Below are 22888 nucleotides of genomic sequence, written 5' to 3'. Positions count from 1 at the left end.
GGCCGCGATCGGCCACCCGCCTGTCCAGCATCTGTACGGCGTCGCCGGCGGACAGCACGCCCAGCCGGATGGGTGTGGCGATGTCGTCCCAGCCGACGCCCTGGCGGCTGGTCACCAGGAACCGCCCGCCGGGAAGCGAGCCGATCAGCTCCGCGACCTCCGCCGGCCGGGTCACGTTGTCGAGGATCAGCATCCAGCCCGTGTGGCCGGCGAGCCACTGCCTGGCCCACTCGACGGGCCGCTCCGGCGAGCCTTCCGGGTACAGCCGCCTGGCGAGCGCTTCCAGGCCGAAGTCGATCTGGGCCGGATCCTCGGCGTCGATCCACCAGACGGGGTTGCGCCGGCCGACCTGGGCCAGCGCGTACCGCAGGGCGAGCGTGGACTTCCCGATCCCGCCCAGCCCGGTCAGGACCTGGGCGTTCCCGCCGGAACGCCGCCTCAGGGCCTTGGCCAGTGCCGCGTGTTCCTTCTCCCGCCCGACGAACAGGCGGGCGGCGGCGCGGGTCGAGCGCAGCCGTACGACGCGGGGCGGAGCCCGCACCTTGGCGGCCGGGACCGGGGGCGGAGCCTGGACGACGTTGCTGACGATGTTGAAGGCACCTTCGCCGGTGCTGATGACGCCCCTGTTGAGCAAGACCCGGATCCTGTCCGCCATCGGTCACCCCCTCCAGCGCATTGTTCGCCGGGATCGGCCACCATGCCAGGGGCGCAACCTCATCGCCGGCGAGTGGTTCGCGACGATCGTCGATCAACCTGTCATGGGCCGAGCAGGCGCCGGATGTCCTCCAGGAGTTTCGCGTCGGCGGCCAGATGCGCCTCGGCGTTGTCGAACAGCGCGTCGGCCAGCGGCGACAGCCCCTCCTTGGCCGTCCGCCCCGCGGCGAGCTCCGCCCGCCGGCTCTCCAGCGCCAGGAAGGAGGCCTGCACCAGCTCCCGCGCCTCGCCCGAGTCCAGCAACGTGTGCCAGCGCAGCGCCAGCGCGAAGCCGGACGTGGCGGAGTGCGGGGGAGCGGACAGCGCCTTGCGCAGCAGGTCGCGCAGTGCGTGCCGGCCCTCCGGCGTGATCGCGTACACGCGGCGCAGCCGATCGCCGGTGCGCTCCTCCGCATGCGTCTCGGCCAGCCCCTCGCTCTCCAGCTTGGCCAGGGCGTGATAGACCGATCCCGCCTTCACGTCGGTCCACCGCTCCAGCGCCCCGGCCGTAACGAGCTGATTGATCTCGTATCCGTGACGCGGCCCCTCATGGAGGACGCCCAGCACGAGCAACCGGGTCGACGACACTCGAACACCTCCACGCGATAGTCAAGGTTGACCATATCAGCCGCCGCATGCTCTTATGGTCAAACTTGAATATGCAAAATGGAGGTACGCATGTTCTTCCGCTCCCGGCGGATGGACGCGCTCGTCCGCGCGTACACACGGCTCGGCAGGTTCAGTGGCGCGGTGCTGGTCGCGCGCGGGGATCGCCGCCTCTTCGCCAAGGGGTACGGCCACGCCGACCACGAACACGCCGTGCCCAACACGCCGCGCACGGCGTTCAGGATCGGCTCCCAGACCAAGACCTTCACCGCGATCGCGATCCTGCGCCTGCAGGAGGAGGGCAGGCTCCGCGTCACCGACCCGATCGGCCACCACCTGCCCGGCTACCCGCACGGCGACACGATCACGCTGCACCACCTGCTGACCAACACCTCGGGCATCCCCGACTACGTCACGACCGATGACTTCACCCGCGTCATGGGCACGCCGCGCACGAGAGAGGCGCTCATCGCCGGGTTCAAGGACCGGCCCCCGCTGTTCGAGCCCGGCGCGCGGATGAGTTACAGCAACTCGGGATGGGTCCTGCTCGGCGAGGTGATCGAGCGGTCGTCCGGTCTGACCTACGGCGCGTACCTGCGCAGGCATGTCTTCGGCCCGCTGGCCATGGAGCGCAGCGGCCTGACCGATGATCCCGCGGAAGGACACGCTCTCGGTCACATGGCGAGCGACGGCCGCCTCACCCGCACCCCGCGCGTGCACTCCTCCAGCCAGGACGCCGCGGGGGCCCTGCACTCGACGGCCGAGGACCTGCACCGCTGGAACCGCGGCCTGCCCCGCCTGTTGCGCCCCGAATCGCTCGCGGAGCTGGTCAAGCCGCACACGGCGGCAGACGGGACCGGTTACGGCTACGGCTGTGCGGTACGCGGTGACCGGGTCGAAAGCGCGGGCGGCGCCATCGGCTTCGTCAGCGTCTCGGCGCACTACCGTCGTGACGACCTGTTCGTGACGGTGCTGTCCAACCTCGAGAACGCCGCCTTCGCCGAGATCGAGGCCGGTCTGGCGGCCGTCGCCCGCGGCGAGCCGTACGAGCTGCCCGGCCGCAGGGTCTTCGTCACCGTCGATCCCGCCGTCCTCGACCGGTACACCGGCCGCTACACGATGCGGTACATGGGCCGCACCTCCACGATGCACGTCACGCGCGACGGCGACCAGTTGATGGTGGAGGTGCAAGGACTGGTCAGGACAGAATTGCGGCCCATGTCAGAGACGCGCTTCTTCGCCAGGATGAAAGGTGAGGTCGAGCTGGACTTCCTGGCGACCGGCGAGGTCGCGCTGAACTGGGCCGGCCAGGACGTCACCGCCCGGCCCGTCACCTGATCGCCCGAACGCACCGGGGACATTCCTTCCGGCGCCGCAGCCAGTACGTGACGGTCGCCACCCCTACGGCCAGCCCCACAGCGGCCACAACGCCATGGGGTTGGACAGATCGACGGTCACGAACGCGCCCATGAGAATGCGCCAACCGGCGTTGTCACGCTCGACTTCACCGGCATGAACGTCTACACCGCCCGCCGCGCTCACGGGTGGTGGGTGACGAGGCGGTGGGACAGGTCCTGGGCCCAGCCGGTCGTGGGGTGGCGGAGGCCGAGGACGCGGACGGCGAGGGTCACGGCGCGGGCGGCGCAGCCGATGGCCTGCCGCGTGTCGCCCGCCGCGTTGTGGGCCAGGGCGAGGTTGCCCAGCCGTACCACCAGCTCGGGGTGGTCGGGGGGCAGGGCGCGCTCGGTGAGGTCCAGCGCCTGGAGTTCGAGCGCGAGCGCCTGCTCGTGATCGCCCACGCCCGCCAGCGCGGCGGCCAGATTGCCCAGGTGGCGGCCGAGGTCGGGGTGGCCGGGCGGCAGCGTCGCGGTCGCGATGGACAGGGCGCGGCGGGCCATCGGCAGCGCGTCGTGGGCACGGTCGAGGTCGATGTAGACGGCCGCCAGGTTGCCGACCCGGGGGGCCAGGTCGCGGTGGCCGGGGCCGAGGGAGGCCTCGGCGATGGCGACGGCGCGCACGGCGTGCTGCAGCGCGTCGTCCCTGCGCAGGCCGCTGAGCGTGGCGGCGAGGTTGGTCAGGAAGCCGATCAGCGCCGGGTGGCCGGGGCCGAAACGGTCCTCGGCCAGTGTCAGCGCGCGTTCGGCCAGCGGGAAGGCCTCCTTGAACCGGGCGTGCAGGTTGAGCAGGCGGCTGGTGTCGCGAAGGAGCCTGCCCAGGGACATCGAGGGCTTGTGGACCGGCATCAGCGAGGCGACGGCGACGGCGTGCGGGTGCAGCGACAGCCCCTCGGGCCACTCGTCGAGGGCGAAGGCACGGCGCTCGGGCAGCCGCGTGAGCAGCATGGACAGCGCGTCCCTGGCCGCCGCGTCGAGAAGGCGGGCGTCCCTGGCCTCCGCGCGGACCGCGCTCTGGACCAGCCGGTGGATGGCGACGCCGCCCGCGCTGCGCTTGACCAGGCTGTAGGACGCCAGCAGAGCCAGGTCGCGCAGGGCCGCCTCGTCGAACAGCGTGAGCGGGATGTCGTCGGGGGCGAAGCAGGACAACGCGCGCAGGAGCGCCAGGGCGGTGGGGCTGGTCTGCTCGACCTCCCGCATGCTGATCCGCCAGATCTTCGAGATGGTCTGCTCGGGGTCGCCGCGATGGGCCACGGGCGCGTACAGGTCGAAGGTCTCGTCCAGTTTGGTGAGGTACGCGGTGATGTCGCCGTGGGTTTCCTCGATGTAGGCGCCGGCCTGTTCGATGGCGAGGGGCAGGCAGCCGAGCGCGGCGGCCAGGCGGGTGGCGGGTTCGCGGTCCTTGCCGTCGGCCGCGCTGAGCATGAGCAGGTCGGTGGCCGACTCCAGGGACAGCACGTCCAGGGCGATGAGCTCGCGTACCCGCCAGGCCCGCGCGCCCAGGTCGCGCCGCGTGGTGACGATGATGTGGCCGCGCATCTGGGCCAGGAGGTCGCGTACCTGGGCGGGGTTGTGCACGTTGTCCAGGACCAGCAGCCAGCCGTCGTGCTCCAGCAGCCAGGTCTTCGCCCAGACGGCGGCCTGGCGGGTGGGCACCTCGACCGGATGCTCGGGCACGAGGAAACGGGTGAGCTGGGCCAGGCCCGCCTCGATCTGCTCGGGCGACTCGGCGGTGATCCACCAGATGACGCGGTAGCGCTCGCGGTTGGCCGTGGCGTACTGCAGGGCCAGCTCGCTCTTGCCGACGCCGCCCAATCCGTAGACGACCTGGGAGACGACGACGGAGGCCGCGCCGGTCAGCGCGGCGCCGAGGGTGGCGAGGGCGTCGGCGCGGCCGACGAAGTCGAGGGCCGGCGGCTTGGTGAGGTTGCTCAGCCCGCGCGGCGCGGGCACGTCGCCGGGGCGGGGGAGCGGCAGGGCGGAGGCGCCGAGCTGGGCGGCGTCTCCGGTGATGATGATGCCGGAGTTGGCTCCGCCCAGGGCGGCGGACCGCGGGCCGGTGGGCTCGTTCACGATGGCGCACCTCCCGGGAGTCCAGCCTGATCGTAGCCCCAGCCAAGATCAGTCGCTGCCGCGTGGATCAGCTCCAGCCGGTCGGCAACTGTATCGATTTGCCGCCGCCCAGCCCCGTCGGGTAGGAAGCTCGCATGCTTAAGGGGAAGAAGGTCGGGCTGAGGGCGCGGCACGAGAGCGACATCCCGATCCTGCGGACCGAGCTCTACGACGACGTGGTCAACGCCTCGCGGGCCGAAGGCCGGCCCTGGCGGCCGATCACGCCCGGCTCGAAGGATTCACGGCTCGTGGTGAACGACGAGGAGCACGGCGTCGTCCCGTTCTCCGTGATCGAGCTGGACGGCGGCACGCTGGTCGGCAGCGCGAACCTGTGGGGCATCGACAACCACAGCCGGTCCGCGCACATCGGGCTGGGGCTGCTGCCGGCGGCCCGCGGCCAGGGCTACGGCACCGACGTCGTCGCGGTGCTGTGCCACTACGGTTTCGTCGTACGCGGGCTGCAGCGGCTGCAGATCGAGACCCTGGCGGACAACGCCGCGATGCTGAGATCCGCCGAGCGCAACGGTTTCGTCCGCGAGGGCGTGCTGCGGTCCTCGGCCTGGGTGATGGGCGCGTTCCTGGACGAGGTGCTGCTCGGGCTCCTCGCCCAGGAGTGGAAGCCGGACGCCTCCGGAGCCGGATGACGCGCCGTCGCGTTGTGTAGTTGATCCGCTACTCTGAGGTATCTTCGTGTTGAAGAACCAGGAGTGGCCCGGTGTTCGTCGTTCATCCCGCGTCGGGCCAGGGTGATCGCCGGCTTCCGCGACCGCGGGATCCGGCTTCACCCGAAAGTCTGAGGAGCAGGCATGGCAACAGGCACCGTGAAGTGGTTCAACGCAGAGAAGGGCTTCGGTTTCATCGAGCAGGACGGCGGCGGCGACGACGTCTTCGCGCACTTCTCCAACATCGCCGCCCAGGGCTACCGGGAACTGCAGGAGGGCCAGAAGGTCTCCTTCGACATCGTCCAGGGCCAGCGGGGCCTCCAGGCGGAGAACATCGTGCCTTCCTGACCTTCACTGCCCCGGTCAACCGGCTCGCCTGCGCGGGTCAGCGGCGCAGGCGGGTGTCGATCCAGCGCAGGACGTCCGGGGCCGACGAGGTGATGATCCGGAAGTGGTCGGTTCCGGGGTAGGTGATGAGTTTCGTGGCCGTGCCGAGTGCCCGGGCGCGCTCGGCGGCTTTCGCGGTCTGCGCCGGTGAGACCAGCACGTCGGTGAGCCCTTGCGCGACCAGCATCGGCGCGGCGGAGCGGGTGCGGGGGACCGCGTTTTCGCCGAGCCATCCACGCAGCTTCGCGGTCGCGGCGCCGGTGGCCGGGGTGAACTCGGTGCCCGGCAGGTTGAGCTTCGTGAGCCGGTTCGTCAGTTCCGTCATGCAGGTGGTGTGGACGCGCGGGTACTCGCGGCGGGCCCGGGGCCCGAGGTAGTCCGCGAGGCGCAGGCCGGGATGCCGGGTGGACAGCCCGGCCAGCATCGCCATGTAGTAGCCGTGGTCGACGGGCTGCAGCCGGGACAACTGGTCGACGTACGGGCGGTTGTCGGTGACCGGGGCGAGCGCGACCGTTCCCCGGAAGTCCAGACCTCTGCCATACCCGGCGGCGATCTCGCCGGCCGCCATGGCCGCGTGCCCGCCCTGGGAGTGTCCCACCGTCAGCCAGACCCGGGACACGTCAGGGCTCAGGTCCCCGGCGGCCCGGACCGCGTCCACGACCGAACGGGCCTGGCTCTCGGCGATCAGGTACGGGTGTACGCCCGGGGTGCCCAGCCCCTCGTAGTCGGTCGCGGCGACCGCGTAACCCCTGCGCACGAACCCGGCGAGGTAGCCGGGATAGCCGTAGCCGCCGAGCTCGCGATCACGGGACGGGCTGCAGCGATCGCTGACACCCGTGGTGCCGTGCGCCCAGGAGATGACCCGCCGGCCGCCCGGCGGAGCCGTACCCGATGGCAGGAACACCGCGCCCGTCACCTCGATCCGGCGGCCTTTCGGGGAGGTGGACAGGTACCGGATGCGAAAGCCCGTGGCGCCGGCGGCGGCCAGTTCGGCGGGCACGGCCAGCGGGCGGCTTTCCAGCAGGGTGCGGCCGGTGGTCGCGGCGGCGGGTCGGGCCGGCGCCGTGAGCAGTGCGGCGAGCAGGAGGACGGCCATGATCGTTCTCATCGAGCCACTCCGAGCGTCACACGAAGCTGATCCAGCAGAAGATCTCGCAGATCCGGTACGGCGGGCCGCGGCTGAGCCAGAACGCTGGGGTAAAGGAGGCCGTCCAGCGTGGTGACGATCAGATCGGTGATCACCGCGACCTCGTGACGGGTCCGGAACGCCTCGCCGGCGATCCCCGCGCTGAGCACGGCCTCGAAGGGAGCACGATAGCTCGCCTGCAACTGGTGACTGTAGGAGCGGAGTTCATCGTCGTAGGCGGCCGTCGTCCAGAACTCCATCAGCATCCGCCACACCGGCACCGGCGTCGCGAAGCCCCGGTCGACCAGCCCGACCAGCTGATCCCACGGGTCGCTCAGCTCGCTGACCTGAGCCTTCATCGAGTCCACCTCCGCGCGGGTGGACGTGCGCAGCGCCTCGACCAGCATGTCCTCGCGCGTGCTGAAGTACACCTGCAACGTGCTGATCGCCACGCCACTCGCCGCGGCCACGTCCTTGAACCGCGTCTGATGGAACCCGCGCTCGATCATCACCTCGACCACGTGCCGCAGCACATCCTGCCGCCGCCCACTGGCCCGTCCTCGTCCTCGTTCTCTCACCGCCATCGCCGTACTGTACCAAAATCCGGTACGGCGATACCGATTTCCGGCTATTTGAACGGAAGTTCTACTTGTACTATCGTTCAAATATCTAACCGGAGGAGGACGCATGTCAGAGGTCGCGACCCGGCGCGCCGGAGCGCGCGAGTGGGCAGGCCTGGGGTTGCTGGCGCTGCCGACAGTGCTGCTGGGCCTGGACGTCACCGTGCTGTACCTGGTGCTGCCGAGCATGGCCGGAGCCCTGGATCCATCGGCCACGCAAACGCTGTGGATCATGGACGCCTACGGGTTCCTCATCGCCGGGCTGCTCATCACGATGGGCACCCTGGGCGACCGGATCGGCCGGCGCCGCCTCCTGCTGATCGGGATGGCGGCCTTCGCGATCGTGTCGGTGTTCGCGGCCTTCGCGCCCAGCGCCGAACTGCTGATCCTGGCCCGAGCCCTGCTGGGGGTCGCGGGGGCGACACTGATGCCCTCGACGCTGTCGTTGATCTCCAACATGTTCGGCGACGCGCGCCAGCGGGCGATCGCGATCGGGGTCTGGGCCACGATGTTCGCCCTGGGCATGGCGGCGGGCCCCGTGGTCGGCGGCGTGCTGATCGACGCGTTCTGGTGGGGCGCGGCGTTCCTCATCGCGGTCCCCATCGCGATCGTCGTCCTGGCCGGCGCGAAGGCTCTCCTGCCCGAGTACGCCGACCCGCGGGCCGGACGGCTGGACCTGGCCAGCGTCGCCCTGTCCCTGGCGGCGATCCTGCCGGTCATCTACGCCATCAAGCACGCCGCCGCCGACGGCGCGGACGCGAGCACGCTGCTGCTGCTCGCCGCCGGGGTGCTCGCGGGCGTGGTGTTCGTGCGCAGGCAACGCGGTCTGGCCTCGCCTCTGCTGGACGTCACCCTGTTCGCCAACCGGGCCTTCTCCGCGGCACTGACCGTGCTGCTGATCGGGCTCGTCGGCGTGGGCGGGACCATGTACCTGGTCACCCAGTACCTCCAGCTCGTCGAGGGCCTCACCCCGTTCACCGCGGGGCTGTGGATGGGCCCACCGGCCCTGGCGATGTTCGCCGCCGCCATCGGGGCGCCCCTGGTCGCCCGGCGGGTGCGCCCGGGGCTGGTCATGGCCGCCACCCTGGGCCTGTCCGTGATCGGGTACGCGCTGCTGGCGACGGCCGGCACCGGCGACGCCGCGGCCGTGGTGACCGGGTTCGCCTTCATCTACCTGGGGCTGGGCGCGATCGCCGCCCTCGGCACCGACATGGTCGTCGGCGCCGCGCCGGTCTCGAAGTCCGGATCGGCCGCCGCGATGTCCGAGACCGTCCAGGAACTCGGCCTCGCCGTCGGCGTCGCGCTGCTCGGCAGCCTCAGCACCGCCCTGTACACCGCCGGCATGACCGCTCCAGCGGACGCCTCGCCCGAGGTCGCCGGCCACCTCACCGGCAGCCTGGCCGGCGCGCTCTCGGTCGCCGGCCAGGTGCCCGCCGAGGTCGTGCGGGCGGCGCGGGAGGCGTTCACCAGCGGGGTGAACATCGCCTCGGCCGTGGGCGGCGCCGCCATCGTCGTGGCGACCGTGCTGTGCCTCGTGGTCCTCCGGCAGGTCCGTCCCCTGGGCGAGGACGACCCCGGCGACGGACTTCGATGACGTCAACGCGCACGTCGGAACCCTGACCCTCACCCCGCGGCCCGCCGGGAGCTCCACGGCTCCGGCTGACTCTGGTCGGGCCGGTCGCGGATGGCCCGGGCGTGTGTTCGGTCAGCAGGCGGCGGAAACGCGGGAGGAGGCCGGCCAGCCGTCTGAGGTCCTCCTCCGCGGTGGTGCCGGACGGATCCGCGTTCCGGCGGGCGCTTCGTGATCAGGCGTCGATGAGGCCGTGCTCGGTCAGTTCCCAGTAGTGGCGGCGGCTGGGCCGTAGCAGCTGCCAGAGGGCGCGGTAGGCGGCGACGCTCATCAGCGCCCAGTAGACCGGTACGAACAACATCGTCCGCACCGCCGCGTGCAGCCCGCGCTCCAGGCAGCCCGCCATGTAGCCGTGCATGAGCAGCAGGTTGCCCGCCAGCATCGAGGCCACGGCGGTGTACAGGACCGGGCCGGGGAACAACCCGGCGATCGGGCCCGAGCCGGCGACGAGGTAGAGCGCGGTCATCGCCCAGAAGATCGGGTTGAGCAGCGTGGTGAGGGTGGAGAAGCCGACGGCGAGCTGGAAGGCGGCGAAGCCGCGCGGGCCGAGCTCGCGCCACAACCGCACCGGCGCGCGCATGTGGACCAGCCAGGTCTGGCAGTAGCCCTTGATCCACCGGCTGCGCTGGCGCAGCCAGTTACCCAGCCGGCAGTTGGCCTCCTCCAGCGTCACCGACTCCATCATGCGCACGCTCCAGCCGCGCCTGGCGATCCTGATGCCGAGGTCGGCGTCCTCGGTGACGTTGTACGGATCCCAGGCGCCGAGGTCGCGCAGGGCACTGGTGCGGAAGTGGTTGGAGGTGCCGCCGAGCGGGATCGGCAGCCGGAAACGGTCGAGACCGTGCAGGAACAGCCCGAAGTTGTGGGCGTACTCGGCGGCGAAGCAGCGGGTCAGCCAGTTCGTCCACGGGTTCCAGTACTGCAGTTCGGCCTGCACGCACACCATCCACCGCGGCGAGCTGCGGAAGGCCGCCACCGCCTTGCGCAGCTGGAGGGGCTCGGGCTGGTCCTCCGCGTCGAAGATGACGCAGAACTCGCCGCGCGCGTGCCGCAGCCCGACGTTGCAGGCCTTGGGCTTGGTACGCGGGTGCCCGGCCGGGATCACCACGACCTCGAAACCCGGCGGCAGCTCGCCCGGCAGGGCGTCCCTGGTCTCCTCGTCGTCCTCCTCGACCAGCAGCAGGATCTGCCGCCGATCGTGCGGATAGTCGAGGGCGGCCAGCCGTTCGAGCAGGGCGCGCAGGATGTTGCTCTCACGGTAGAGCGGCACCAGCACGGTGTACACGGGCAGCTCGTCGTCCGGCGGCAGTTCCCCCGGACCGAACCGCATCACGTGCGAACGGTCGTGCCCGTAGGTCAGCAGCACCTTGAACGCGATGACGGCGACGTAGAGCACGCTCGCCGCGGCGGTCAGCACCAGACCGGTCAGGGCGGGGTCGGCCATCGCGGCCGCGCCCGCCGGCAGCGCCGCGCCGGCCGCGGCCAGTGCCTGGCCGCGGCTCAGGAGCCGGCGGGCGCTGCCGCTCTCCGGTACGGCCGTCGTGGGCAGGGTCCGCTGGGTCATGCCGAACTCCCGATGCCGGAGAAGCGGTAGATACGCCGGTACGCGTCCTCGTAGACCAGCGTGTAGCGGTTCAGCTCGGGCGATTCGCCCAGCGCCCGCCACACCGGGTCCTGGTGGCCCGGTGTGCGCCGCAGGTGGATCCAGCGCACGTCGCTGGCCGCCGGGTCGCGCAGCGCCGGTTCCCATCGGCGGAAGCTGCCTTCGTACAGGATCGAGGACAGCGGCAGGTGGGAGTCGAACGTCATGGTCTCGTTGCCGAAGGAGGCCATGAGCACGCGGCCGCCGTCGTAGTGCGTGCGCAGCCACTGCGCGGCCGTGCTGTTGGCGCGCTCGACGCCGGTCGCGCGGAAGGCCTCGGCCTCGCGCCTGGTGTCGATGCCGGAGGCCGCCGCGGTCACCGCGCAGGCGACGACCACCGCGCCGGCGAAGACGTGGCCCAGCGTGCGCAGCCGGGCGGCGGGCACGCGGGCCATCCTGAGCCGCAGGGCGGTGACGAGGGTCCTGACCTCCGCGGCGAGACCGCCGCCGAACAGCGCCACGGGCAGCAGCATGACCAGGCCGAAGCGGACGTTGTACAGGCTGCCGGTGACCTCTTCCACGTGCAGCGGGCGCTGGCCGCCGTAGAGGGCGTACACGAAGAACGGCGCGAACACCAGCAGCGCCAGCGGCACCGGCGAGCGCCGCCGCATCAGGTGTACGGCCAGCCCGGCCACCCCGAGCACCGGCAGCACCGGCCCCATGTTGCCCACGACCGCGTAGGCGTAGGTGAGCGCCGACAACATCCAGTCGCCGGTCGTGACCTCGGTGCCCGACACCCACAGCGAGGGCTTGGAGAACTCGCCGCGGTGGAAGAAGAACGGATCCCCGAAGATCATCGTGTTCCACGCCAGCCAGCCCGCGATGCCCGCGCAGGCGAGCAGCCCGTAGAAGATCACGTGCGCCTCGGCTCTGCGCAGCCTGCTGCCGCGCGGCGAGCGGGTCCAGGTGATCGCGATCACGACGGCCGCCGCCGTCGGGACGAAGAACCACGCCTCGTACCGGGTGAGCGTGGCCAGCAGCGACGCCACGCCGGCCGCGGCCAGGTGCCGCGGCGCCCAGGTACGGCACCAGCGGGTGAGGTGGTAGGTGGCCGCGGCCAGGCACGCCAGCAGCGGCAGTTCGGTCATGGGCGTGCTCTGCAGGTACAGGGCGCTCGGGCAGAGCATGAACACCCCGCCCGCCGTCAGGCCCGCGGCCCGGCTGTGCGTGAGCAGGCGCGCGGTCCTGTACAGGTAGCGGGTCGTCAGGACGTAGGCCGTCATCGAGATGATCGAGCCCGCCAGGCCGGACAGATACCAGGAATCCACCCAGACCAGCGGCAACGCCACCAGGTGCGGGAACGGCAGCCAGACGCCGCCCAGCTGCGCGAATCCCGGCGTCGGCGACTCCAGCACCCGGCGTGAGATCAGCAGGTGCGAGACGGCGTCCGGATAGGACAGCGGCACGTCGGCGAAGTACACGCCCCCGGCCACCGACAGCGCGATCGCGGCCACGGTCAGCCACGCCAGCGCCACGTCATGCGGGCGGAAAAGCCGCTGCGCGGCCCGCCCGGCCGGGCTGTGGCGGAACATGCTCGCCCACAGCCGCCCCAGGCCCAGCAGCGAGCGCAGCACGACCGCCGGGCGCAGGCCGGTCTGGTGGCCGTGCTCACGCGGGAAATGGTCCACCGGCCGCTGCACCACGCGGGCGCCCCTGGCCTGGATCTTGGCGAGCAGTTCGGGCGAGATCGTGGCGGCGTCGCCGCGCAGGGTGACGTTCTCCAGCAGCCGCCGGTCGAGCAGCTTGTACGCGCAGTCCATGTCACGCACGCGGATGCGCAGCAGCGCCCGGCACAGGCGCGTCCACAGCCAGCCGAACATCCGGCGCGCGGGCGGGTCGGCGCGGCGCGAGCGGTAGCCGATGACGGCGTCGGCCCGTTCGGCGCCGGCCAGTTCCACGAACCAGGGCAGCTGCCGGGCGCGGAACTGGCCGTCGGAGTCGGTCAGGAAGATCAGCTCCGCGTCCGTCGAGTCCAGCGCGGCCTGGATGCCGGTCCGTACGGCCGCGCCGTACCCCTGATTGGCGGGGTGGTGGATCACGCGTACCCGGCCGGGAAATTGTTCGGCCAGCCGTTCGGCCACCTCGCCCGTCGCGTCCGACGAGCCGTCGTTCACCACGATCACCTGGTGATCGGTTCCGTCCAGGACGGTCAGGAAGTCCACAACCGTCGATTCCAGGCTGCCCTCTTCGCAATAGGCGGGCATCACCACGGCCAAGCTCACCAGCATCTCCAGACGCAGGCTCGGACTTACTCGACCTGACGGTTCATGTCAGGCAGAGTGGATCAACGGGCAGGCTATACGGCGTTTCCGCAGGTTGGACGGGGGACGCGCCGACAACGCGAGGGGGATGGCGATGGGCGTGTGGATGGTGGGGATGCTGATGGCGCTCCTGCCGGTGGTGCCGGGTCCCGGGCCCGGGTTCGTGCGCGCCGAGGGGACCCGGCTGACGCTCGACGGCAGGCCGTACGTCATGGCCGGGCTGAACGTCTACAACGCCGCCAGCGACGGAAACTGCTGGTATCCCATGTCGCTGGGCAGGTCGCTGCGCCAGATGCGGGGCAACGTCATCCGCGTCTGGTTCTTCCAGCGGCTGGCCACCAAGGACGGCAGGCGCGACTGGCGCGCGCTCGACCGCATGCTGGCCACCGCGCGCCGGCACGGGGTGAAGGTGCTGCCCGTGCTGACCGACCAATGGGGCAAATGCGAGTGGAGCGGCTACAAGACCGAGAGCTGGTACCGCGGCGGCTACCGCGAGATCGACCCCGGCGGCACCGTCTCCTACCGCGACTGGGTGGCCGAGGCCGTGCGCCGCTACCGTCACGACCCGGCGATCGCGATGTGGACGCTGGTGAACGAGGCGGAGGCCAAGCCGGACGCCTCCGCCGCGTGCGGCCCGGGCGCGACCGAGGCGCTGCGCGACTTCGCCGACGACGTGGGCGCCGTGGCCAAGGCCGCCTCGCCCGCGCACCTGCTCACGCTCGGCACCATGGGCGGCGGCCAGTGCGGCACCGCCGCCCACAACTACCAGGAGGTCTACGCCTCACCCGCGCTGGACGTGTGCGAGTACCACGACTACCACGAGCCGGACCAGGCCATTCCGGGCAACGAGTTCGACGGGCTGGCCATCCGGCTGGCGCAGTGCAGGGCGCTGGACAAGCCGTTGTTCGTGGGCGAGGCGGGGATCGACCCGAGGGAGACCGGCGGGCTGCGCGGCCGGGCCAGGGCCTACGCGGTCAAGATGTCGGCGCAGTTCGCGGCGGGGGTGGTCGGGTTCGTGGTCTGGGCCTGGTGCGACGCCGGGCGTACGGACGGCGACGCCTTCGTGGTGCGGCCGGGCGACCCCGTGCTCAAGGTCCTGGACAAGCGGGCCGGGCCGAGGAGATCGGCCAGGTTGTGACCTGGGCGTTTCGGCGGCAGGATGGCGGGGTGCAGTCCTGGGCGAGAATTGTCTGTGTGGTTCTGGTGGTCGCGCTGGTGGGGGGTGCGCTGCTGGCGGCGGTCAACGCCGTGGTCGGGTCGCTGTGAGCGTCGGGGGCGGGCTGCCCAGGCGGTGAGCATGCGGCCGGTGTCGGCCATGGTGGGGGTCAGTCCCGGCGCAGGACGGTTCCGGCGATGGCCGCCCCGATGAGGGCGCAGCCGGCGGCGGTCAGCATGGTGAGGGTCTGGGCGCCGGTGAAGGCCTCCCTGGCGGCCGTGGTGAGGGCGGCGTCGAGACGTACCGTGTCGTGGGTGAGGGTCGCGGCCAGGGAGGCGCGCGCGGCCTCGGGGACGGCGGCGGGCAGGCCCGCGCGATAGGCGGCGGCGAGCAGGCTGCCGAGGACGGCGACGCCGAGCGCGATGCCGAGCTGCTGGTGGGTGTCGTTGAGCGCCGAGCCCATGCCCGCGCGCTCGGGCGGGACGGCGCCGAGCACCGTGGTCGTCGTGGACGGCCCCGCCAGCCCGGTGCCGGCGCCCGCCAGCAGGAGTCCGGCGGCGACGAGCGGGTAGGGGCTGCCGGGAGTGAGGGCGGCGAGGAGCGCGAAACCGGCGGCGGTGATCGCGAACCCGATGACGATCGTGGCGCGGGGGCCGATGCGGGAGGGCACGCGGGCGCCGGCCGCCGAGCCGAGGACGGTGCCCGCGGCCAAAGGCATCACCGCGAGTCCCGCCCGCAGCGCGTCGTAGCCGAGGACGAGCTGCAGGTACTGGGTGAGGACGAACAGCGCGCTGCCGGTGCCGACGGTGAGCAGGGCGGCCGCGGCGCTGCCTCCGGCGAAGCGCCGGTCGCGATAGAGCGAGAACTCGACGACCGGCGTGCTCGCCCGCCGCTGGCGCCAGGCGAAGGCGGCGAGGGCGAGGACGGCGGCCCCGGCGCAGGTGAGGACAAGCGGCGAGAGGCGGCCGTGCTCGCCGAGCGCGATGATGGCGGTGGTCAGGGCGACCATGCCGGCGGTGACCAGGACGGCGGCGAGGGGGTCGACGGGGCGGGCGCGCGGGTCGCGCGACTCGGGGACGAGCCACAGGATCGCCGGTACGGCCACGCCCGCCAGCGGCACGTTGATCAGGAAGACGCCCGCCCAGCTCCACGCGTCCACCAGGTACCCGCCGAGCACCGGCCCCGCGGCCATCGCGACGGCGGCGACCGCCGCCCACACGGCGAAGGCCTTGGGCCGTTCGCGCGCGGGGAAGACCTGGACGAGGACGGCCAGCGTGGCCGGCATGACCAGGGCGGCGCCGACGCCCATGAGCGCGCGGGCGCCGATCAGCCACCACGTCGAAGGCGCGGCGACGGCGGCGGCGGAGGCCAGGCCGAGCACGGTCAGCCCGATGACCATGGCGCGCCGCCGGCCGTAGCGGTCGGAGGCGGCGCCCGCGGCGATGAGCAGACCGGCGAAGACGATCACGTAGGCGTCGACGATCGCCTGTTGCTGCGCGGCGGTGGCGCCGAACGCGGCGGTGATCGCGGGCAGGGCGACGTGCAGGACGGTGTTGTCCATCACGATCACCAGCAGCGCGGCGCAGATGGCGACCAGGATCGCCCAGCGTCTCGGGTGTCCTTCCATACTTCCTCCTACAGTGTTGGATTACTCCTACAGTGTAGGGCTACTAGCATGGGCGCATGAGCCCCAAGCGTCCGCAGGGCGCCGCTACGATGCCCGGCGGCGTGTGGCTGCGCGAACCGCCCGCCGCGCAGCGCTCGCCGTCGCTGACCCGCGAGCGGATCGTGGCCGCCACGGTCGAGACGCTGGATCGTGACGGCATGGCGGGGCTGAGCATGCGGCGCCTGGCCGAGGCGCTGGACGTGCACGCCACCAGCCTCTACTGGTACGTGGCGACCAGGGACGAGCTGTTCGACCTGGCGCTCGACGAGGTGTTCGGCGAGGTCGCGCTGCCCGATCACCTGTCCTGGCGGGAGGATCTCGCCGCGTTCATGGAGGGGCTGCGGGCGGCCCTGCTGCGGCATCCGTGGGCGGGGCCGCTGGCCAGCAGCCGTCCGCTGATGGGGCCCCAGGCTCTGGCGCGGGCCGAGTTCGTGCACGCGGCCCTGGTCTCGGCCGGTTTCTCCGGGCTCAACCTGTCGTCGGCGGCCGCGGCCGTCAGCAACTACGTCATCGGCACGGCCTCGGTCGAGGCGGCCTGGCGGCGGGAGGACCAGGGCGGCTCCCGCCGCGCGCTCGGCGAGCACATCCAGCGGCGCGCGGACCTCTATCCGGCGCTCGCCGCGCACCCGCCGGGCGCCGGCGCCGGCTGGGACGCCCACTTCACGCGGGGCATGGACTTCCTCCTGGCGGGCCTGGAGTCCTACCGGTCCTGAGGACCCGCGTCGCCGCGACGGGGCCGTGGTCAGCGGTGGCGGGCGCGGGCCATCTCCCACAGGTCCATGCCGTCGATCGCTATGACCTCCATGCCGAGGATGTCCATCCCGGCGTACACGATGTCGCGGGGTGCGCGGCGGCCCGCGATGGGCAGGTCGTCGGGGACTCCCGCGTTCAGGTCCTCGACCACGAACTCGCGCCCCGCCTCCGTCACCGTCTGGCGGCGCAGGATCCGCCACTCGCCGTCCCGGCGTTCGAACACGTCGACGTAACGGCCTTCCAGTTGCTGGTCGAGGAGTCGGCCAGAGCCGTCGCCCAGCTCCATCCGGTGCAGCACGTACCACTGGCACTCCGCGAACGCCCGGTCCCCGTCCAGCTCGATGATCGGGTTGGTGATGGAGTGCTGGGAGGTGCGCAGCTCGGCGAGCAGGGAGATCACGTAGTCGGCGAAGGCGTGGGCGTTGCCGTTGAAGAACCAGTGGCAGTCGACGGCGTCGGGCCAGTAACAGGACTTGAACAGCTCCAGGTCGCACCGGTCGGCGCCGCGGGCGTAGCGGTAGAGCACGTCGCGGATCGCCTCGCGGTCCTCCAGCACCCGCAGGCGGTGGAGAAGGTCGTCGCTCGTCATGGATTCAGCTCCTATGTCGATCAGCATAGGATGTTATAGCTAGCATAGGTCGCATGGGCGTGACAACCTGGGTCACCAAAGGGTTCCTCAGTCTCCAGAAAGTGCGTTCTTCCATGTCAGTCGCCACTCTCCTACGGTGTCCGAGTAACCACGAGAGAGTACGGAGGCGGGCATGCCCATCACCTTGGTCAACCCCAGCGGACTGCCGGAGATCGACGCCTACCGGCAGGTGTCGATCGCGACCGGGACGAGGATGGTCTTCGTCGCCGGCCAGGTCGCCTGGGACGGCGGCGACCTCGCCGCCCAGGTCGAGCAGTGCTATCTGAACGTCGCCACCGCCCTGGCCGGAGCCGGCGGCACCTTCGACGACGTGGCGAAACTCACCGTCTACGTCGTCGACTGGACCCCCGACAAGATGCCCTTGTTCCTGGAGGGCGTGGCGCGGGCGGCGGGGAAGCTGGGTGGCACGCCGGTGCCGCCGGGCACGTTGATCGGCGTGGCGGCGCTGGACGTACCGGAGCACCTGGTCGAGCTTGAGGCGATCGCGGTCCTCGACTGATCCGGTGCCGCTTGACGCCCGATCGCCGCGCGGAGATCCTTCAGGCGGATCGGCGGAAGGACGGCCCTGCCATGCACTCTCCACCCCCGGCGGGCGGGCGGGGCTCCCTGGGCTGGCGCGATCCGCTGTTCCTGGCCTCGCGGCCCAGCCGGGAGCGGGTGTGCAGGTTCGTGGCGATGCTGCTGCTGTTGCAGCGGGCCAGCTACCTGCTGCCGGCCGCCGCGAGCCTGCTGGCCGCCGAGGCGCTGTTCACCGATCGCGGCCGCAACGCCGCCCTGCTGGCCCTGGCGCTGGCGTGGAACGTGACGTTGTTCCGCTGGGTCGCCCGCCGGGGCTGGTTCGCGCCGCTGGCGGTGGTCATCGACGTGGCGGCCACCTGCGCGTTCATGGTGGCGGTGACGGCCGCGTGCCTGCCGGGTTCCGCCGCGTGCGTGTCCAACTGGTCCTCGCACGCCCTGCTGGCGACGGGCGCGCTGATCGGCGCGGTCAGCCGCCGCGCGATCCACTTCGCCGCCCTGCTGCCCCCGATCATCGTGTACGCGCTCGCGCACGCCGCCGACCTCGGCCAGCGCTATCCGTTCCTGCTGGAGCTGGCGGTCCGGGTCAACAGCTACGTCTGGTTCGCGATCATCGTCTTCTTCATCCGCCGCTACCTGGCCGCCCAGGCCACGCGGCTGGACGGCCTGGCCGAGCAGCGGCTGGCCACGGAGGCGAAACGGGTGGCGGAACGGGTGGCCGAGCACGCCAGGCTCGCCCACTTCCGGCAACTGCACGACACCGTGCTGGCCACGCTGACCGCGATCGCCCGCGGCGGCCTCGACCACCACACCGAGGAGGTACGCCGCCGGTGCGCCTCCGACGCCTCCTATGTCCGGGCCCTGATCAGCCAGGACGCCGCGGGACCCGCCAACGGGCTGAGCAACGGCCTGGCACGGGCGGTGGCCAGGGCGGCCGGCCTGGGACTCTGCGTGCGCTACGCCGCCGAGGCGCTGCCCGAGGACCTGCCAGCGGCGGTGTCGGTGGCCATGGCGGAGGCGGCCGAGGAGGCGCTCAACAACGTGGCCAGGCACTCCGGCGAGCGGGCGGCCTGGCTCACCGCCGTCGAGGTGGACGGGGTGGTCACCGTACGCGTGGTCGATCGCGGCCATGGCTTCGCCCCGGACCTGGCCGAGCCCGGCTACGGGCTGCGCTCCTCGGTCGTCGGGCGGATGGCCGAGGCGGGCGGCAGCGCGGAGATCATCACGGCCCCCGGTGAAGGGGTGTGCGTGGAGCTCCGGTGGCCAGGCCGTCCTCTCTGACCCGGGTGGCCAGCTCCAGCTTGGTGTAGGCGGGACGGCCCGCCTTGCGGTACTTGTCCTTGACGCGCTCCAGGTAGTTCTTGGCGGTGCCCGGTTGCACCCCGGCGCTTCTGGCGGCGGCGGCCAGCGTCATGCCGGAGGCGTAGGCGAGCAGGACGGCGCGTTCCTGCGGGGACAGGACGGGCCGTTCGCCGTCGCGCGCGGCAAGCCAGCCCAGCGCCAGCTCGGGCGACAGGGCCACCCCGTCCTCGGCCACCTCCCTGACCTTCGCCAGCAGGGCGGCCAGGTCGTGGTCCTTGGTGAGGTAGCCGCAGGCCCCGGCGTCGATCATCTGCACGGCCATGTCGCCCGAGGTCACCACGCTGACCACGAGCACCCGCCGGCGCAGGCACGCCAGCGTGCGGACGTTCTGGACCGGGTCGGAGCCGTCGGCCAGCAGCAGGTCGAGCAGGACCACGTCGGCGGGGGCGGGTTCGGTGCGCAGAAGCTCGGCCACGGTCGCGGCGCACGCGGTCAGCCGGACGTCGGGTACGCCCTCCAGCCACGCCGTCAGCCCATCGATGAGCATGCGGTCATCGTCAATCACAGAAAGGGTGATCACTCCTGTCTTTCCCATATCCGGAATGTCGTGTCAAGTGCGCAGTTATGACGCCTATCGGTGACGGACCTGTCGGCAGAACATGGCGCCAAGTCCGAGAAAGGAGCAAGCATGACCGTCACGCTCGAGAGGGCCGAAGAGATCATCCTCGCCTGGAGGACGGGCGAAGAGCCCGACAGCCCCGTCGGCCCCCTGCTGCCCGGCATGTACGCCGAATCCGAGATCACCATGACCGGCCCCGGCCACTCAGGAAAGTGCGGGACCGCCTGCTCGGGCTCGCGTACCCGTTACTGCTGCTGAGCGGGGACGGGAGCACATGGCCGGTGAGTTCGATCCCCCGCTGGACCCGCTGATCGCGGCACCGCTGTCCGGTCTGGAGGCCCGGCTGGGGTCGCTCACCGGCCTCGCCGCGGCCGAGCGCGCCGCCATCCTGGCCGGCTCCGCGCAGTGCGTCGAGGAGGACGTCCGCCGCAAGATCACCAGAGTGCTGGTGCTGGAGCTGAACGCCGCGCGCCTGTCCGGGAAGCTGAGCGCCGCGACCTCGGAGGAACGCTGGCTGGAGTGGAAGGACGCCGTGGCGCGACCGGCGTTCTGGCAGGCGCTGGCGGGGCCGTACCCCGGCATGACGGCGCGGCTCATGACGGTGATCGGCAACCGCTGCGCGGCCGCGTACCGGTTCGCCGCGCGCTTCGCCGCCGACCGCGCGGCGCTGTCCACGCTGCCCGGCGCGCCGGAAGGGGAGCTGGAGCACGTCGAGTTCGGCGCGGGCGACAGCCACCGCGGCGGGCAGAGCGTCATCCTGCTGCGCGGCGCGGACGGCCGCGTGATCTACAAGCCGCGCTCGCTGGCCGTGGACGCGGCACTGGCCGAGCTGCTCACGCATCTGGACGTGCCTTCCATGCGCGTGCCCGCGGTCGTGACCAGGCAGGAGTACGGCTGGGCCGAGCACATCGGGCACCGCCACTGCGCTGGCGACGGCGAACTGCGCGCCTTCTACACCGGGATGGGCCACTGGCTGGCGCTCATGCGCCTGCTCGGCGGCAGCGACCTGCACGCCGAGAACCTCATCGCGGCCGGCCCGCAGCCCGTGGTCGTCGACTGCGAGAGCCTGTTCGCCCCGCACGCCAAGGCCCGCCCCTCCGGCTACGGCCAGGCCGTCGACCTGGCCGTGGAGCTGGTGGACGCCTCGGTGATGCGGACCGGCCTGCTGCCGGGACGCGGCGTGGCCCTGGGCTGGCGCGGCGTGGACATGTCGGCCGCCGGCGCGCTCCCCGGGCAGCAGCCGCAGGTCGAGCTGCCCGTCGTGCTCGGCGCCGGCACCGACAGCCCCCGCATGGGCACGGAACGGGTCGACCTGCCCCCGGCGGCCAACCACCCCAGCCCGGAGCCGGTGCTCGGCCACTACTGGGACGCGATCATCGCCGGGTTCGACGAGCTCGACGCCCGCCTGGCCGACCTCGACCGCTCGGGCAAGCTGGAGCCGCTGCTGGCGGGCTTCGCCGACTGCCCGGTCCGCGCGGTGCTGCGCTCCACCGAGTCCTACGCCGAGCTGGGCCGCATGCTGTGGCACCCGGTCGCGCTGCACGACGAGGCGGGCGCCCGCGCCAAGGCCGCCGCCCTGCTGGCCAAGATGTCGGAGAACGTGCCCGGCGCGCCGGGAGACGCCGCCATCATCGCCGCCGAGGTGGACGAGCTGTGCCACGGCGACATCCCGATGTTCGACACCACGCCGCGCGAGGGCATGCTGCGCGGCCCGGCCGGCACCCGGTGCGGGCCCGAGCTGGATCTGGTCGCCGACGCGGTGGCCCGCTGGCGGGCCCGCGACCACGCCCTGGACCGCGGGGTGGCGCAGGCGGCCCTGGTCAGCGCCTACCTCAACGAGGGCTGGATGCCGGAGGACCAGGGGTTGTCGCCCGGCGTGATCCGTACCGACCGGCTGGAGTCGCGCCGCAGGACGGCCGCGGCCGGCATCATGCGCGGCGTGCTCGGCAGCGCCGTACGCGGCGGCGACGGCACCGTCACCTGGATCACGCCCCTGCTCACCCCCACGGGCTGGGCCGTGCAACCCCTGGCCGCCGACCTGTACGGCGGCGCCCACGGCGTCGCCATCCTGGTGAGCGCCTACCTGACGGAGAGCGCGGCGGGCCGGGCCGACCCCATCGACGACCTGAGCGGCCTGCGGGCGGCACTGCTGCGCACCATCCGCCTGGCCGAGGACCGCGACGCGGAGAAACGGCAGGAGGGCATCCCGTTGCGGCCCGAGCCGCCCGGCGCCTACCTGGGCATCGCCTCGCAGGTGTGGGGCTGGCTGCTCCTGCGCTCGCTCGGCGCCGTGGGAGACGAGGCACTGGAGCGCGCCCGCGCGCAGGCCGCCCTGCTGCCCCCGGCGATCGAGGCCGACGACGCCTACGACCTGCTGTCCGGGATGGCCGGCGCCATCGTCCCCCTGCTGAACCTGGCCGCGCGGACCGCGGAACCCCGCTGGAGCGAACTGGCCGCATCGATCGGCGCCCGCCTGGCCGACCTGGCCGAGCACCGGGAGGGCGGCGTCTGCTGGCCCAGCCCCCGCTTCCCCCAAGGACTCGGCGGTCTCGCGCACGGCGCCACCGGAATCGGCTGGGCCCTGTCGCGCCTGCCCGGCCGCGGCGACCTGGCCGACGCCGCCTTCGCCTACGAGGACACGCTCTACGACCAGGACCAGCGCGGCTGGCTCGACCTGCGCGGCGACGGCCACACCGCCGCCGCCTGGTGCCACGGCGCGGGCGGGGTCGGCATCGTCGCCGCCGACCAGCTCGCCCGCCGGGGCGGCGACCCGTGGCGCGAACGCCTGGCCAGGGCCGCCGACTCCTGCTGGGCCGACGGCACCGGCTGGAACCACACGCTCTGCCACGGCGACCTCGGATCCTGGGAGGTGATCGAGCACGCGCGGGCCGCCGGCGTCGCGCCGGTCGGGCGTGAGCCCCTGCTCGCCCACATCCTGGGCAGCCTGGAGACCAACGGCCCGATCAGCGGCCTGGCCAGGGACGCCTTCGCGCCCGGCCTGCTGCCCGGCCTCGGCGGGGTCGCCTACCAGCTGCTGCGTGCGCACCCGGGCAGCGAGCTGCCGTCCGTCCTGCTCCCGGACCTGGAGTGAGAT

General features: G+C 72.3%; 20 protein-coding genes. 10 read left to right on the top strand and 10 right to left on the bottom strand.

What is annotated here, in order from left to right; genetic code table 11:
• Positions 1-756: 756 nt before the first annotated feature.
• Positions 757-1281, bottom strand: coding sequence for a helix-turn-helix transcriptional regulator (locus ACFWYW_RS37460; protein WP_379626265.1), 525 nt, complete (start codon positions 1279-1281; stop codon positions 757-759).
• Positions 1282-1371: 90 nt separating this feature from the next.
• Between ACFWYW_RS37460 and ACFWYW_RS37455 the strand changes: the two genes are divergently transcribed.
• Positions 1372-2637 (top strand): serine hydrolase, encoded by a 1266-nt coding sequence (locus tag ACFWYW_RS37455; protein ID WP_379626267.1) that lies wholly within the window; start codon positions 1372-1374, stop codon positions 2635-2637.
• 63 nt (positions 2638-2700) lie between these two features.
• Here the strand turns inward: ACFWYW_RS37455 and ACFWYW_RS37450 are convergent, their stop codons facing one another.
• Positions 2701-2841, bottom strand: a complete 141-nt coding sequence (locus ACFWYW_RS37450; protein ID WP_379626269.1) for a hypothetical protein — start codon at positions 2839-2841, stop codon at positions 2701-2703.
• Positions 2838-4766, bottom strand: a complete 1929-nt coding sequence (locus tag ACFWYW_RS37445) for a tetratricopeptide repeat protein (protein WP_379626271.1) — start codon at positions 4764-4766, stop codon at positions 2838-2840. Before ACFWYW_RS37445 ends, ACFWYW_RS37450 begins: the two co-directional genes overlap by 4 nt.
• Before the next feature lie 134 nt (positions 4767-4900).
• Between ACFWYW_RS37445 and ACFWYW_RS37440 the strand changes: the two genes are divergently transcribed.
• Entirely contained in the window at positions 4901-5449 is a 549-nt protein-coding gene (locus ACFWYW_RS37440) for a GNAT family N-acetyltransferase (RefSeq protein WP_379626273.1), read from the top strand.
• Positions 5450-5611: 162 nt separating this feature from the next.
• A complete protein-coding gene (locus ACFWYW_RS37435) occupies positions 5612-5815 on the top strand; it encodes a cold-shock protein (RefSeq protein ID WP_184964720.1) in 204 nt (67 codons plus the stop codon).
• A 37-nt stretch (positions 5816-5852) separates the two neighbouring features.
• Here the strand turns inward: ACFWYW_RS37435 and ACFWYW_RS37430 are convergent, their stop codons facing one another.
• Positions 5853-6962 carry an alpha/beta hydrolase family protein gene (locus ACFWYW_RS37430; RefSeq protein ID WP_379626275.1) on the bottom strand — a complete coding sequence of 370 codons (1110 nt, stop codon included), beginning with the start codon at positions 6960-6962 and terminating at the stop codon, positions 5853-5855.
• A complete protein-coding gene (locus ACFWYW_RS37425) occupies positions 6959-7564 on the bottom strand; it encodes a TetR/AcrR family transcriptional regulator (RefSeq protein ID WP_379626277.1) in 606 nt (201 codons plus the stop codon). The genes ACFWYW_RS37430 and ACFWYW_RS37425 overlap by 4 nt, the downstream gene beginning before the upstream one ends.
• Before the next feature lie 103 nt (positions 7565-7667).
• Here ACFWYW_RS37425 and ACFWYW_RS37420 point away from each other — a divergent pair, with 103 nt between their 5' ends.
• Entirely contained in the window at positions 7668-9194 is a 1527-nt protein-coding gene (locus tag ACFWYW_RS37420; RefSeq protein WP_379626279.1) for an MFS transporter, read from the top strand.
• Positions 9195-9405: 211 nt separating this feature from the next.
• Here the strand turns inward: ACFWYW_RS37420 and ACFWYW_RS37415 are convergent, their stop codons facing one another.
• Positions 9406-10794, bottom strand: a complete 1389-nt coding sequence (locus tag ACFWYW_RS37415) for a glycosyltransferase (RefSeq protein WP_379626281.1) — start codon at positions 10792-10794, stop codon at positions 9406-9408.
• A complete protein-coding gene (locus ACFWYW_RS37410) occupies positions 10791-13094 on the bottom strand; it encodes a glycosyltransferase (RefSeq protein ID WP_379626283.1) in 2304 nt (767 codons plus the stop codon). Before ACFWYW_RS37410 ends, ACFWYW_RS37415 begins: the two co-directional genes overlap by 4 nt.
• 133 nt (positions 13095-13227) lie before the next feature.
• Between ACFWYW_RS37410 and ACFWYW_RS37405 the strand changes: the two genes are divergently transcribed.
• The gene (locus tag ACFWYW_RS37405; protein WP_379626285.1) at positions 13228-14271 is read left to right on the top strand and encodes a hypothetical protein; all 1044 of its coding nucleotides are present in this window, start codon (positions 13228-13230) and stop codon (positions 14269-14271) included.
• A gap of 187 nt (positions 14272-14458) precedes the next feature.
• Here ACFWYW_RS37405 and ACFWYW_RS37400 read toward each other — a convergent pair whose 3' ends face one another.
• Complete coding sequence (locus tag ACFWYW_RS37400; RefSeq protein WP_379626287.1) at positions 14459-15916, bottom strand: MFS transporter; 1458 nt, start codon at positions 15914-15916, stop codon at positions 14459-14461.
• Positions 15917-15972: 56 nt separating this feature from the next.
• Here ACFWYW_RS37400 and ACFWYW_RS37395 point away from each other — a divergent pair, with 56 nt between their 5' ends.
• Complete coding sequence (locus ACFWYW_RS37395) at positions 15973-16668, top strand: TetR/AcrR family transcriptional regulator (protein ID WP_379626289.1); 696 nt, start codon at positions 15973-15975, stop codon at positions 16666-16668.
• Between the two features lie 29 nt (positions 16669-16697).
• On the opposite strand, the gene ACFWYW_RS37390 is transcribed toward ACFWYW_RS37395, so the two are convergent.
• Positions 16698-17297: a nuclear transport factor 2 family protein gene (locus ACFWYW_RS37390; RefSeq protein WP_379626291.1), complete on the bottom strand. Its 600-nt coding sequence runs from the start codon at positions 17295-17297 to the stop codon at positions 16698-16700.
• A 172-nt stretch (positions 17298-17469) separates the two neighbouring features.
• Here ACFWYW_RS37390 and ACFWYW_RS37385 point away from each other — a divergent pair, with 172 nt between their 5' ends.
• Positions 17470-17856: a RidA family protein gene (locus ACFWYW_RS37385; protein WP_379626293.1), complete on the top strand. Its 387-nt coding sequence runs from the start codon at positions 17470-17472 to the stop codon at positions 17854-17856.
• A 71-nt stretch (positions 17857-17927) separates the two neighbouring features.
• Complete coding sequence (locus ACFWYW_RS37380; RefSeq protein ID WP_379626295.1) at positions 17928-19154, top strand: sensor histidine kinase; 1227 nt, start codon at positions 17928-17930, stop codon at positions 19152-19154.
• Here the strand turns inward: ACFWYW_RS37380 and ACFWYW_RS37375 are convergent.
• Positions 19096-19770: a response regulator gene (locus ACFWYW_RS37375; protein ID WP_379636849.1), complete on the bottom strand. Its 675-nt coding sequence runs from the start codon at positions 19768-19770 to the stop codon at positions 19096-19098. The two genes, ACFWYW_RS37380 and ACFWYW_RS37375, sit on opposite strands and share 59 nt — an antisense overlap.
• Positions 19771-19863: 93 nt before the next feature.
• On the opposite strand from ACFWYW_RS37375, the gene ACFWYW_RS37370 reads away from it, so the two are divergent.
• Together ACFWYW_RS37370 and ACFWYW_RS37365 are read left to right on the top strand one after the other, a co-directional pair.
• Positions 19864-20052, top strand: a complete 189-nt coding sequence (locus ACFWYW_RS37370) for a DUF6229 family protein (RefSeq protein ID WP_379626299.1) — start codon at positions 19864-19866, stop codon at positions 20050-20052.
• Between the two features lie 16 nt (positions 20053-20068).
• Complete coding sequence (locus ACFWYW_RS37365) at positions 20069-22885, top strand: type 2 lanthipeptide synthetase LanM family protein (RefSeq protein ID WP_379626301.1); 2817 nt, start codon at positions 20069-20071, stop codon at positions 22883-22885.
• Positions 22886-22888 lie beyond the last annotated feature (3 nt).

The sequence above is a fragment of the Nonomuraea sp. NPDC059023 genome, assembly GCF_042740095.1.
In the GTDB taxonomy this organism is placed as follows: Bacteria; Actinomycetota; Actinomycetes; order Streptosporangiales; family Streptosporangiaceae; genus Nonomuraea.
This window is presented reverse-complemented; position numbering and strand designations above follow the sequence as displayed.

What these genes read in the sequence shown, in the direction of transcription:
- ACFWYW_RS37455 (WP_379626267.1), top strand. Translation starts at nt 1,372, where the DNA reads ATGTTCTTCCGCTCCCGGCGGATGGACGCGCTCGTCCGCGCGTACACA.
- ACFWYW_RS37440 (WP_379626273.1), top strand. Translation starts at nt 4,901, where the DNA reads ATGCTTAAGGGGAAGAAGGTCGGGCTGAGGGCGCGGCACGAGAGCGAC.
- ACFWYW_RS37435 (WP_184964720.1), top strand. Translation starts at nt 5,612, where the DNA reads ATGGCAACAGGCACCGTGAAGTGGTTCAACGCAGAGAAGGGCTTCGGT.
- ACFWYW_RS37430 (WP_379626275.1), bottom strand. Translation starts at nt 6,962, where the DNA reads ATGAGAACGATCATGGCCGTCCTCCTGCTCGCCGCACTGCTCACGGCG.
- ACFWYW_RS37425 (WP_379626277.1), bottom strand. Translation starts at nt 7,564, where the DNA reads ATGGCGGTGAGAGAACGAGGACGAGGACGGGCCAGTGGGCGGCGGCAG.
- ACFWYW_RS37420 (WP_379626279.1), top strand. Translation starts at nt 7,668, where the DNA reads ATGTCAGAGGTCGCGACCCGGCGCGCCGGAGCGCGCGAGTGGGCAGGC.
- ACFWYW_RS37415 (WP_379626281.1), bottom strand. Translation starts at nt 10,794, where the DNA reads ATGACCCAGCGGACCCTGCCCACGACGGCCGTACCGGAGAGCGGCAGC.
- ACFWYW_RS37405 (WP_379626285.1), top strand. Translation starts at nt 13,228, where the DNA reads ATGGGCGTGTGGATGGTGGGGATGCTGATGGCGCTCCTGCCGGTGGTG.
- ACFWYW_RS37400 (WP_379626287.1), bottom strand. Translation starts at nt 15,916, where the DNA reads ATGGAAGGACACCCGAGACGCTGGGCGATCCTGGTCGCCATCTGCGCC.
- ACFWYW_RS37395 (WP_379626289.1), top strand. Translation starts at nt 15,973, where the DNA reads ATGAGCCCCAAGCGTCCGCAGGGCGCCGCTACGATGCCCGGCGGCGTG.
- ACFWYW_RS37390 (WP_379626291.1), bottom strand. Translation starts at nt 17,297, where the DNA reads ATGACGAGCGACGACCTTCTCCACCGCCTGCGGGTGCTGGAGGACCGC.
- ACFWYW_RS37385 (WP_379626293.1), top strand. Translation starts at nt 17,470, where the DNA reads ATGCCCATCACCTTGGTCAACCCCAGCGGACTGCCGGAGATCGACGCC.
- ACFWYW_RS37380 (WP_379626295.1), top strand. Translation starts at nt 17,928, where the DNA reads ATGCACTCTCCACCCCCGGCGGGCGGGCGGGGCTCCCTGGGCTGGCGC.
- ACFWYW_RS37375 (WP_379636849.1), bottom strand. Translation starts at nt 19,770, where the DNA reads ATGGGAAAGACAGGAGTGATCACCCTTTCTGTGATTGACGATGACCGC.
- ACFWYW_RS37370 (WP_379626299.1), top strand. Translation starts at nt 19,864, where the DNA reads ATGACCGTCACGCTCGAGAGGGCCGAAGAGATCATCCTCGCCTGGAGG.
- ACFWYW_RS37365 (WP_379626301.1), top strand. Translation starts at nt 20,069, where the DNA reads ATGGCCGGTGAGTTCGATCCCCCGCTGGACCCGCTGATCGCGGCACCG.